At 41.6% G+C, this 10,331-nt stretch carries 15 protein-coding genes and 1 pseudogene; 10 read left to right on the plus strand and 6 right to left on the minus strand.

Annotated elements, in window-relative coordinates; genetic code table 11:
• The coding region (locus IM479_RS09680) for a hypothetical protein (protein ID WP_287686078.1) at window positions 1-340 on the plus strand (340 nt) is incomplete at its 5' end.
• 42 nt (window positions 341-382) lie between these two features.
• Here IM479_RS09680 and IM479_RS09685 read toward each other — a convergent pair.
• Window positions 383-835 (minus strand): SRPBCC family protein, encoded by a 453-nt coding sequence (locus IM479_RS09685; RefSeq protein ID WP_272083185.1) that lies wholly within the window; start codon window positions 833-835, stop codon window positions 383-385.
• A 104-nt stretch (window positions 836-939) separates the two neighbouring features.
• Between IM479_RS09685 and IM479_RS09690 the strand changes: the two genes are divergently transcribed.
• The 3 genes from IM479_RS09690 to IM479_RS09700 all read left to right on the plus strand — a co-directional run bounded on the left by IM479_RS09690 (window position 940) and on the right by IM479_RS09700 (window position 2,679).
• The gene (locus tag IM479_RS09690) at window positions 940-1,302 is read left to right on the plus strand and encodes a cupin domain-containing protein (RefSeq protein ID WP_002736559.1); all 363 of its coding nucleotides are present in this window, start codon (window positions 940-942) and stop codon (window positions 1,300-1,302) included.
• Window positions 1,303-1,307: 5 nt separating this feature from the next.
• Window positions 1,308-2,147 carry a prephenate/arogenate dehydrogenase gene (locus IM479_RS09695; protein WP_287686079.1) on the plus strand — a complete coding sequence of 280 codons (840 nt, stop codon included), beginning with the start codon at window positions 1,308-1,310 and terminating at the stop codon, window positions 2,145-2,147.
• Window positions 2,148-2,220: 73 nt separating this feature from the next.
• Entirely contained in the window at window positions 2,221-2,679 is a 459-nt protein-coding gene (locus tag IM479_RS09700) for a nitrate reductase associated protein (RefSeq protein WP_287686080.1), read from the plus strand.
• A gap of 285 nt (window positions 2,680-2,964) precedes the next feature.
• Here the strand turns inward: IM479_RS09700 and IM479_RS09705 are convergent, their stop codons facing one another.
• Entirely contained in the window at window positions 2,965-3,156 is a 192-nt protein-coding gene (locus tag IM479_RS09705) for a DUF2949 domain-containing protein (protein ID WP_286824399.1), read from the minus strand.
• Between the two features lie 269 nt (window positions 3,157-3,425).
• Between IM479_RS09705 and IM479_RS09710 the strand changes: the two genes are divergently transcribed.
• Window positions 3,426-4,382 carry a glycosyltransferase gene (locus IM479_RS09710; protein WP_287686081.1) on the plus strand — a complete coding sequence of 319 codons (957 nt, stop codon included), beginning with the start codon at window positions 3,426-3,428 and terminating at the stop codon, window positions 4,380-4,382.
• A 42-nt stretch (window positions 4,383-4,424) separates the two neighbouring features.
• Here the strand turns inward: IM479_RS09710 and IM479_RS09715 are convergent, their stop codons facing one another.
• Window positions 4,425-4,673, minus strand: coding sequence for a hypothetical protein (locus IM479_RS09715; RefSeq protein WP_287686082.1), 249 nt, complete (start codon window positions 4,671-4,673; stop codon window positions 4,425-4,427).
• Window positions 4,674-4,908: 235 nt separating this feature from the next.
• Here IM479_RS09715 and IM479_RS09720 point away from each other — a divergent pair, with 235 nt between their 5' ends.
• The 3 genes from IM479_RS09720 to IM479_RS09730 all read left to right on the plus strand — a co-directional run bounded on the left by IM479_RS09720 (window position 4,909) and on the right by IM479_RS09730 (window position 7,168).
• On the plus strand, window positions 4,909-5,073 hold the full coding sequence (locus IM479_RS09720) for a DUF4351 domain-containing protein (RefSeq protein WP_287672097.1): 165 nt from the start codon (window positions 4,909-4,911) through the stop codon (window positions 5,071-5,073).
• Between the two features lie 70 nt (window positions 5,074-5,143).
• On the plus strand, window positions 5,144-6,616 hold the full coding sequence (locus tag IM479_RS09725; RefSeq protein ID WP_287686083.1) for a BCD family MFS transporter: 1,473 nt from the start codon (window positions 5,144-5,146) through the stop codon (window positions 6,614-6,616).
• Between the two features lie 114 nt (window positions 6,617-6,730).
• Window positions 6,731-7,168 (plus strand): pentapeptide repeat-containing protein, encoded by a 438-nt coding sequence (locus IM479_RS09730; RefSeq protein ID WP_287686084.1) that lies wholly within the window; start codon window positions 6,731-6,733, stop codon window positions 7,166-7,168.
• 258 nt (window positions 7,169-7,426) lie between these two features.
• Here IM479_RS09730 and IM479_RS09735 read toward each other — a convergent pair whose 3' ends face one another.
• A complete protein-coding gene (locus IM479_RS09735) occupies window positions 7,427-7,969 on the minus strand; it encodes a hypothetical protein (protein ID WP_287686085.1) in 543 nt (180 codons plus the stop codon).
• Between the two features lie 15 nt (window positions 7,970-7,984).
• Here IM479_RS09735 and IM479_RS09740 point away from each other — a divergent pair, with 15 nt between their 5' ends.
• Together IM479_RS09740 and IM479_RS09745 are read left to right on the plus strand one after the other, a co-directional pair.
• On the plus strand, window positions 7,985-8,266 hold the full coding sequence (locus IM479_RS09740; protein WP_287686086.1) for a hypothetical protein: 282 nt from the start codon (window positions 7,985-7,987) through the stop codon (window positions 8,264-8,266).
• Between the two features lie 2 nt (window positions 8,267-8,268).
• A complete protein-coding gene (locus IM479_RS09745; protein ID WP_287686087.1) occupies window positions 8,269-8,661 on the plus strand; it encodes a hypothetical protein in 393 nt (130 codons plus the stop codon).
• Between the two features lie 95 nt (window positions 8,662-8,756).
• On the opposite strand, the gene IM479_RS09750 is transcribed toward IM479_RS09745, so the two are convergent.
• Both IM479_RS09750 and IM479_RS09755 read right to left on the minus strand, forming a co-directional pair.
• Window positions 8,757-9,167, minus strand: coding sequence for a type II toxin-antitoxin system VapC family toxin (locus tag IM479_RS09750; protein ID WP_287686088.1), 411 nt, complete (start codon window positions 9,165-9,167; stop codon window positions 8,757-8,759).
• Window positions 9,161-10,331 (minus strand): annotated as a pseudogene (locus IM479_RS09755) (RNA-guided endonuclease InsQ/TnpB family protein); the annotation flags it as partial. The pseudogene IM479_RS09755 and the gene IM479_RS09750, both read right to left, overlap by 7 nt.

A 10,331-nucleotide genomic window follows, 5' to 3' on the forward strand; every position in this document is an offset into this window, starting at 1 on the left:
ACCACATTTAGGACAACGAAATATTGAAGATGGTGAATCTTTTGTTAGAAGATTATGTTCTAAATCTTCATCGCCATCCAACCAAAATTTAATAATCCCAGAGAAGATTTTGATAAAAACAGCAATCATAAAAAGCAAATTCTTGAATCATAAAAAGCAAATTCTTGACATTTATCAGGTAATTATTTTTATTAGTCAATATTCTACACAACTCAGGCTAGATAAGCAAGGTAGCTCACCACTACTATCGGATCACTACCCTGCGTTCAAACCGCGTGGGGGAATTTTAGTACAAATGCTCACCACCCTCTCCCTGCTCCCTGCTCATAGACAGTCTTAACGAGCAATTTAGATAGTCAACAGCTTACTGCCGATTATTACCTCACCTTGGCGGCGTATTATTGACAATATTGAGAGCATAAAGGCGAAAACGCTCTAGATCGGCTTGCAGGGTTGATTCCACCACTCGACCGAGGAAAAGATTATCCATCAATTTTCCTAACCAACCTGGTATAGCATAGGCTGCTGTCAGTCGCACAATACTCCTACCATGACGGTCATAAAAACGAATTGCCCCGCGGTTAGGCAACCCGTCCACGGATTCCCATTGAATCATCTGGTGGGGGACAATTTTCAGTATCCGTGACAACCAAGTAAATTCTAGACCACCACTGGCTAACTTCCAACGGGAAAGCTCTGGCTCCTCCTCGAGAATTTTCACCGATTCGATCCATTTCATCCACTGGGGCATTTGTTCTAAATCTGACCAGAGCTCCCAAACCAGATCGATCGGTGCGTCCACTTCTACCTGTACACTATGTTCTAACCAAGTCATTCGTTAATTCTGGCGATGCTGAATATTTCTATGATAACGGCTATTAGTCTTTAGCTTTTGACTCAATGATAAAATAAAAACAATCTTCGAGGTTTAATTTTACTATGTTAATCAGAAAGCTGCTCGAATGTGAGGAATTCATCGCTGGTGATCATACCCGATTGCGCGAGTTATTGCATCCCGATAAACAGCCGTTAAATCTACGTTATAGTTTAGCCCACGCCTGGGTAGATGTGGGGGAAACTTCTACTCCCCACGCTTTAAAAACGGCGGAAGTTTATTATATTTTGCAAGGACAAGGGGAAATGCACATCGATGAGGAAGTGCAGTTAGTGACTGTCGGTGCTGCCATTTATATACCTCCTCTAGCTAAACAATATATTCATAATTGTGGGGAGGAACCCTTAATTTTCTTGTGCATTGTCGATCCTGCTTGGCGACTAGAAGACGAAATTATCTTTGAGTAAACCTAATGAATATTGGCATTATTGGACTGGGTTTAATTGGTGGTTCCTTGAGCTTAGATTTCCGCTCACAAGGTTATAAAGTTTTGGGAGTTTCTCGTCAACAATACACCTGTGATATCGCTGTACAAAAAGGAGTGGTAGATGAATCTAGCACCAGTTTAGAATTATTAGCTACTGCCGATTTAATCTTTATCTGTACTCCTATACATTTAATTGTGCCAACTTTGGAAAAATTAACTCCCTATTTAAAAACCCAAACCATTGTCACCGATGTGGGATCAGTTAAAGGGGCAATTGTGGCCAATTGTAGTCAATTGTGGCCAAATTTTGTCGGTAGTCATCCCATGGCTGGGAAAACCGAACAGGGAATTAATGCAGCACAATTTGGTTTATTTGTCAATGCCCCATACCTGATTACTCCCCTTGAATCTACCCCTAACTTTGCCGTGGAAATCTTAACTGAAATCGTGCAGAAATTAGGCTGTAAAATTTATTATTCCTCCCCCGAAGAACACGATCGAGCCGTGGCATGGATTTCCCATCTGCCAGTAATGATTAGTACCAGTTTAATCCAAGCTTGTGCGAAAGAACAAGACCTGAATATTCGCCAATTAGCGGAAAATTTAGCTAGTTCTGGTTTTCGCGATACCAGTCGCGTCGGTGGTGGCAATCCCGAATTAGGTTTAATGATGGCTAAATACAATCGTCAAGCTTTATTGATATCTTTAGCAAATTATCGGCAAAATCTTGATCAAATTGTTGACTATATTGCAGGAGAAAAATGGCAGGAAATAGAGGAAATTCTCGTTTCTAGTCATCAATATAGAGCCAATTTTATCCAATAAAATGCCATTTTGCCCAGCAATTATCCCACGGCACTGTATCATAGATTTATACTCAGCAACCCAATAAAATGATATGACCACCTTTTTCGACTTTGAAGCCGAATTTGTTGACTCCTTACGTTGTATCCCAATGACCGTGAGAATGAAACTAGATACCTGTGGAGTTAAATTAAAATTATCCCATTGGATGCAGTTGAGTCAACCGGAAAGAATGGTATTAGTTAATATGGCTTGTACGACGGCAGCAGAAGCCAAAATCTATCGAGATTTTCTGCAAAAATTAATCGCCGAAAAAACTGGCAATCCCCCGGAAGAACTAGCAATAGATCCGGATCCTGCTTGGCTAGATGATAGCCAGATTCCCGACACAGTCCGAGAAAAAGCCAGAGAATTCCAGATCGAAATTAGTTTAGAACAATGGCAAAAATTGCCACCATCCCAACGGTTTGCCCTGATTAAACTCAGTCGTCCGGGTCATGAAAATCTCAACTTCTATCCGGCCCTGAAAGAGTTCCATATAGTCGATGCCTAACTCAAGAACCTATGCTATGTTAAGTTTGTTTCTACCTTACTTTCATGACAAGCAAAAAGGCGATCGAGGCGAGAAATTAGTATTTTATACCAGATCAATCTCGAATTAAAACGGGGGGAAATAGCGGATGATAGCTGGTTTAATTAGTCCCAGCAAAGGTGAGATTTTCTGCCATGGCAAACCTTAACGGGACTTAATAAATAAATTGCAGGAACTCGCTGCTCTGGAACTTGGTCAATTCTCTTAATAAAAATGATAATTAATGAGCATATTCTTGGAAAATAATTATACAGTTTCCAGCCAGTCAAAAACTTGATTCAATTGCGACAAATCGATTAAACCGTACTGCCACAGAACCATCGGTAAAGAACCCACTGATGCTTCACAGAGACGCACAGCCATATCGAGGGAACGGGGGGAAATTGCTAATTTTTCCAAGAGGAAAGTGCGGAGTTGTTTTTGTTGATGAGCTTCCATGATTAAGGATCATTGGTAATGATAATCGGATTATTGAATAACTTATCCTCTATTAAAAAGAGATGCTTCCCTCACGGGGATCACCCAATTGGGTGATTTTGTCCACCAATCGGAATAATTTAAGAATTTATCCATAATATGTCCTACTATCCCGAAATTGCTAGTGGGGATATCAACACTTCCTTCACTTAGAAAAACGAGAAAGGGGAACTTTTGGGATAAGCTATTGATAACCTAGTTTTTGCTCGAGTAGGAGAGAATTTCCCTCAATGAGTTATGTTCCTCAAGTTTCCGTGATTATTCCTTGCTATAATCAAGGTCGCTATCTTGATGATGCGATCACATCTGTTTTAGTGCAAACATACCAAAACTTTGAAATCCTGATCGTTGATGATGGATCCACAGAACCAGAAACCATCGAGATTTTACAAGATTATCAACAGCCAAAAACCCGGATCATCCGCACAGAAAATCAAGGGGTTGCCACAGCCAGAAATCTAGGAATTGCCCAAGCGCAAGGAACCTATATTCTTCCTCTTGATGCCGATGATAAAATTGCCGATTCCTATCTAGAAAAAGCGGTTACTTTGCTAGAAGGTAATGAGCAATTAGGTATAGTTTATTGCGAAGCGGAGTATTTTGGGGATAGACAAGGAATTTGGCCGCTGCCTGAGTATAAATTTCCCGATATATTAGTAGATAATATGATATTTTGCTCCGGTTTGTTTCGGAAATCCGATTGGGAAACTGTGGGGGGCTATAATACTAATTTAATTTATGGTTGGGAAGATCACGATTTCTGGCTATCTCTGATCGAATTAGGTCGAGAAGTCTATCGTATCCCGGAAGTGTTATTTTTCTATCGACAAAAAGCTGATTCTATGAGTCGCTCAATGACCGCAGAACACTATATTTATTCCTATACCCAACTTTTTTATAATCATCCCCAACTTTACTCACAAAATATCCAAGCCATTTTTGCTGCTTTAGTTACCTTAAAAGTCGATATATTCGCTCAGTTGGAACAGGCTAGAGAACGAATTAAACAATTAGAAATTCATGAACAAGAATTGCAACAAGAATTGCAAAAAACCCAATTGGATTATCGAGAAGCTGACAGTAAAATAGCCGCCATGGAAAAAAGTAAATTCTGGCAAATGAGAAGAGTTTGGATTAAAATGCAAAAATTGCTAGGTTTGCTGGAAAAAGACCCAATTTATTCCTAAGGGAACTTCAACGCTAAACAAAGATCGAATCGATTATAATCATTACAGAGTAAGCACTTTACGATTTGACTTCTGGATCACGGTGTAAAGATTTAGATCGTCGATAATTCCTCGCCGGTTGGCGATTCCTCCCCGTTTCATGGTTTCTTCTAGTTCGTTACTTTGGGTTTCCCAGTATTGAGTGCATTTTAGTCGGTCTTTGGGGTTGTAGATTTTGGCATCGGGGAGGACAATGGGGAAGATACGATCATAGAAATCTCCATTTTGTGCGATCTCGATTAACTCGAACATACAGTTACAGGAAAATGGATAATACAATAGGAAAATCTTGGACAAAGTAGCCACAAAAATTGATAATATCGAGGTAGAACTGAAAAAAGCAATTTAGCCGCCGCTACAGCAATTCTGGCGGGGTTAGTATTTAAGTAAGGAAATCACCATAAACTTATTAAGGGAAGAAATTATGGGCGAATCAGTCATTGATCAGGACATCCAAAAAAAAGGAAGACGATAAGAAGCGGTTTCTTTGATTCTACGGCTACTTAACCGTCGTTTAGGTGAAATATCCTCAACTGTAAGCCAAAAAATCCGAGAACTATCTCCAGAACAATTAGAAACTTTAGGAGAAGCGCTGCTCGATTTTGCCAGCTTGACATATCTGACCACTTGGTTATCGAAGATAGAAACTTAAATCCCCAGAAGATGTCTGCTCGTCCTGCGTTAAATTTTTAAATACTGGCTTTTTTTGTATTGATTTAACCATGGCTACCAGCGATATCTCCAATTCTGCTCACTCATCCCCAAAAACCCTGCCAAAACTGGGACTTTTCACCATGTTTCGTTTAGGACTCTTTCAAATGGGACTAGGTATTATGTCCCTGCTGACTTTGGGGGTTCTCAATCGGATTATGATCGATGAGTTAAAAGTTTTACCCTTTCTCGCCGCAGCTGCGATCGCTATGCACCAGTTTGTTAGTCCAGCGCGCATCTGGTTTGGGCAAAGATCCGATGGTAAAACTATTTTTGGTCATCATCGCAGCGGTTATGTCTGGATTGGGGCGGCAGTTTTTACCGCTTTAGCTTTTATTGCTTTGCAAGTAGTCTGGCAATTGGGACTTAGTATTCAAACTTCGGGATGGAGTACCATTTCCTACGCCTGGATTGCCCTCTTAGCCTTAATTTTCGCCCTCTACGGACTGGCTTTAAGCGCCAGTTCTACCCCTTTTGCTGCCCTCTTGGTGGATGTGTCCGATGAAGATAATCGATCGCAATTAGTTGGTATAGTTTGGTCAATGCTAATGGTGGGAATTGTCGTCGGGGCGATCGTTAGTTCTCGTTTGCTGGATACTCCCAATATCTGCGGTACAAATATTTTGACCTATGATCCGACTCAATCAGCCCCTATAGCCAATATTCCGCAACTACAGGCGAATATTAACCCCGTGTTCACGATTATGCCCGCTATCGTTTTCGGTCTCTGCATTTTAGCGACTTTTGGCGTAGAAAAAAAATATTCTCGTTTTAGTAGTCGGTCCACTCTTGTGCAAAGAGAGGATCAAATTACCTTCAAAGATGCCCTACAAGTTCTCACCGCTAGTCGGCAAACCGGTTTATTTTTCACCTTCCTGCTGATGATGACTTTGAGTTTATTTATGCAGGATGCAATTATGGAACCCTTTGGCGGCGAGGTTTTTGGGATGTGTATCGCCCAAACCACCCAATTAAACGCTTTTTGGGGAACCGGAACCCTTTTTGGTATTGCTGCCACGGGATTTATGCTCATTCCCCGCATCGGTAAACAAAAAACCACTAAATATGGCTGTATTTTTGCAGCAATTTGTTTTATTCTCTTGATTTTTGCCGGCTTTTCTGCTAGTCAGAGTTTATTAAAATCAAGCTTGCTCTTTTTCGGTTTAGCTTCGGGAATGATTACTGCCGGAGCTACCAGTTTAATGTTAGATTTAACCGCCGCCGAAACCGCGGGAACTTTTATCGGCGCTTGGGGATTATCACAAGCGATCGCAAGGGGATTGGCCACGGTTTTAGGCGGTACGATTTTAAATATCGGTAAAGTTGTCTTTTCTAGTCCGGTTTTAGCCTACAGCTTAGTTTTCCTCGTGCAAGCATTGGGAATGCTCCTGGCAGTTTGGTTATTAAGTCGCGTCGATGTCAAAGAATTTAAGGAAAATGCCCGATCAGCGATCGCAACGGTGATGAAAGGGGAGATCGACTAGCAAAAGCAAGAAAAAGTGAGATAACAGGAGAATTAGCCCGATCGGGGGAAGTTGGTTAGCAGCTTTTTTCCTATCCTAAAAGTAGAGAAGAAAACGAAAGAGGAGGCTAAAACGATGAAAAGGACTTTAATGATTGCCCTAGGTTCCCTAGCTTCCTTACTGCTGATTAACCCCGTCGGTGCGGAAAATCCTCAACAGGTACAACAATTATTGAATACGCAGGAATGTCCGGGCTGTGATCTCCGCGGTGCAGATTTAAGGGGGGCGCATCTAATCGGTGCTGATTTGAGAAAAGCGAATTTACAGGGAGCTAATCTGGAGGAAGCTAACTTAGAGGGCGCAGATTTGACCGATGCCAATCTGGAAGGCGCAAATTTGACCGCAGCTTTTCTGACTAATGCCAGTTTGAATCAAGCTGATCTCGATGGAGTCAATTTCACCAGTGCCGTGATTTATGATGCCGATGTGACAGGTGCATCGATGGAGAGAATTAACTTGACAAATGCTCAGATTTATGGCACTGGCATCGCTGTTGGTGGTGGCAATCCCTAGATAGGGCGGGCTGAATAAGCATAAAAACCTTGTGGGGTAAGACTTTTAGACTTTTTCCCCAAAAAAGTGCCTTAGCTAGGAGTGATTGGGAGGAAAATTCAGCTACTTTTTTCCTGAAAATTGGTAAAACCCCACACCCCACACCCTACACCCCACACCCTGTCCCCACTAAAAGACTTTTTCAGCAAACCCTAGCTAAAGAACGTCAATTTTAACTCTTGTTAAGCGATCACTTTTGATAATTTCCCCGATTGAGTCTCACCGGGATTCTGGGACATCTGGCGCGATAATCAACAATTGTCCCTCCTTATCCTCGCGAATGGCTAGAATCGCCGGACGTTCATTTTCTGCCGACTGAGGGGATAACCCGCGAAAAACATAAGTCCAATTATTATTTTGGATTAATAACCGCCAAACTCGCGGGGGATTGACTTTACTATCATTCGTTTCTTTTCCCCGCAGCTCTTCGAGTAATTTAGTCTCACCGATAATTCGATAACCTTTGAGAGAAGGATCGGTAAAAACATCCTCCGGATTCCGACCGATCGCTATCTGTTTTTCTGGTAAAACTAAAGTGATAACTGGTAAGGTAGAACTATCATTAACTGCATCGCGACGGGCATCGATCGATCCCTGAATTCGAGCTAACCAAAAAAGAATAATTAATAGCCAAATAACAGCGATCAAATCTTTTCGGAGAGATTCGGGAATTCCCCGGACTAATAAACCTAGGAACTGAAATTTTTGATGAAATTTCCGTTTAGATTGACTGACAATTGAATAGGATGGCAGGGGAGACAAAATCCAGAGGGTAAATTGAATCGCGAAGGCAACGGCAACCAGCGCCAGAAACGTTCGCAGCAACGCCCCGAAATCGCCACAGAAGACCTGTATCGGCACAAAAAGGAAGGAACGCAAGGGCAAGTCCAGACGGTTAATCTCAAGGCTAAACCAGCCGAAATAGGCCCTCTGTGTTCCGGGAGGGGGAGAATTCGGAGCGCTCACGGCAAAATGTCCCTGATTGGCGTTTTCGATCGCTATTCTACTCGATCGATCGGGTTCTATCGCCAGTTATTTGTATTTTATCAAGGAGAATAACCATGTCCATCGACGATCCCCGACAAGTTCGTTTTTTAATTGAGAAAATGGAAGCGAGTTTACCAATCCCTGTGCGTGCAACTCCCGAAACGTTAAAACTAGCTGAAACAAAAGGCGAGCGATACAAACCCGATCACCAGTTTTCGATCAATAAAATTTTCTACACGGGAGACGAGGGGGGAATTATTTGTTTCCTAAAAAATGAATTGGGAAAACAAACGGGTCTTGTCTGTTCTTTAACCCATCTACGGATCGATAACGATCATCCGTTAGCGGCAGATATTCAATCCTACCAGAAAAAGCGATCGATGCGGATCGCACTACAGGATGGCAAAACCGGAAAAGCCCTCCGTATTGCCAAACAAAACCGCCAGAAAAAAGGTTTCGGAAAGTAAAAATATATTGACAAAAACCGCAGGTTGGGTTACGAGTAGCGCTAACCCACCGCATCCAATTATATTCGGGGAATAGTAATTTGATTAGTTCGTTGCTACCAGATCGTATTAACCGTTGATAATTGAATTTTTCGATCTCGGCTAATTAAGGGAACGTTTAAATATAGGGCGGTTGCCGCAATAATTCGATCGGGTAAATCGGGAACATCCGAGCGCTCGATTCCTCCCATAGTAACCACGATATTGCGAGCGAGCGGGATTTCTATCAAAATAGAATTTTCCCTGTCCAGTTCCATTAACAATCGCTCTATTGTTTGAGCGGAAATCCGTCCTTTTTCACCAAGATAGACAATTTCAGCCAGAGTAATCGAGGAAACAGCAACCGTATCTCCACTATTGCCAATTTGTTCGATGGTTTGTCGAGCCAAATTGGATAATCGTTGATCTGCGTAAAGATACCAGTTGACATCCTCGCCGCCGTAAAACGGACGGTGATTCCTCACCACGCCACCTTTTTGGAATGGTCGCTGAATGGGGTTGACGCGACCCGGGATGCTGCTTCTTTAACAGAAGTCTTACGCTTTCCTCTACGTCCATTTAAAGTCTCCGAATGTCCTCCGGCGACCTTGATATTTACCGCAGCGTTTACATCTCGATCATGAAAAGTTCCACAGAAAAGACATTCCCACTCACGGATATTTAACGCCTTTTTCCCGCCGATATTCCCGCAACAGGAACATCGCTGAGACGTTGGATCACATCGGGAAATTATCCGAAAGTTACGCCCATATTTATCAGACTTTGCTGATAGCATATCTCGAAAAGAACGCCATCCTAAGTCTGATATAGCACGGGATAGCTTACGATTTTTAACCATTCCCGATGTGTTTAAATCCTCTAAAACTATCGTTTGATTTTCACGAACAATTCTAGTGGACAGTTTATGTAAGAAATCAGTGCGAGTGTCCTTAATCTTTGCGTGGATTTTAGCTACTCGTTTTCTGGCTTTTTCCCGTCGTTTACTTCCTTTCTGTTTTCTAGAAAGGTTTCTCTGCGCTTTTTTAAGCCGTTTTAATCGTTTCTTTAACGGTTTTGGGGCGTTGATCTTTTCCCCTGTGTCTAATGTGGCAAAAGTAGCAATCCCTAGTCAGTAATCAGTAATCAGTAACCAGTAATCAGTGAAAAGAAAGCTCCGAACTTGCCACTTGATACTACTAACTGAAAACTCAAACCTGATAACTGATAACTGATAACTACTAACTGATAACTACTAACTGATAACTCAAACCTGATAACTGATAACTGATAACTGATAACTGATAACTGATAATGGACGACTCCAAACGACTTTTAAATCACCGATTTTTGCTAAAGTAACGTGGTGTTGATTGACGGTAAAACCATTATCGGTAAATCTTGCTGATTGTTTAGATTTACGTTTTTTAAATTTAGGAGGTTTTACTTTCTTTCCTTTTCTTTCTCCCTTGCAAGATGCAAAAAAGTTAGAGTAGGCTGTCTCTAAATCTCTTAAAGACTGTTGTAAAGGAATAGAAGAAACTTCAGTTAACCACTGTTTTTCTTTTGTTTTTTTAATCTGAGTTAGTCTTTTAGACAACTCGGTATATTTTGGCTTTTTTTCTCCTTGTTGATAGAGTTCTTGGCAGTAAGCT

The sequence above is a fragment of the Microcystis sp. M165S2 genome (genome assembly GCF_020245885.1).
GTDB lineage: Bacteria > Cyanobacteriota > Cyanobacteriia > Cyanobacteriales > Microcystaceae > Microcystis.

Coding starts and splice junctions, on each gene's coding strand:
- IM479_RS09685 (WP_272083185.1), bottom strand. CDS start 835: ATGACTTGGTTAGAACATAGTGTACAGGTAGAAGTGGACGCACCGATC.
- IM479_RS09690 (WP_002736559.1), top strand. CDS start 940: ATGTTAATCAGAAAGCTGCTCGAATGTGAGGAATTCATCGCTGGTGAT.
- IM479_RS09695 (WP_287686079.1), top strand. CDS start 1,308: ATGAATATTGGCATTATTGGACTGGGTTTAATTGGTGGTTCCTTGAGC.
- IM479_RS09700 (WP_287686080.1), top strand. CDS start 2,221: ATGACCACCTTTTTCGACTTTGAAGCCGAATTTGTTGACTCCTTACGT.
- IM479_RS09705 (WP_286824399.1), bottom strand. CDS start 3,156: ATGGAAGCTCATCAACAAAAACAACTCCGCACTTTCCTCTTGGAAAAA.
- IM479_RS09710 (WP_287686081.1), top strand. CDS start 3,426: ATGAGTTATGTTCCTCAAGTTTCCGTGATTATTCCTTGCTATAATCAA.
- IM479_RS09715 (WP_287686082.1), bottom strand. CDS start 4,673: ATGTTCGAGTTAATCGAGATCGCACAAAATGGAGATTTCTATGATCGT.
- IM479_RS09725 (WP_287686083.1), top strand. CDS start 5,144: ATGGCTACCAGCGATATCTCCAATTCTGCTCACTCATCCCCAAAAACC.
- IM479_RS09730 (WP_287686084.1), top strand. CDS start 6,731: ATGAAAAGGACTTTAATGATTGCCCTAGGTTCCCTAGCTTCCTTACTG.
- IM479_RS09745 (WP_287686087.1), top strand. CDS start 8,269: ATGTCCATCGACGATCCCCGACAAGTTCGTTTTTTAATTGAGAAAATG.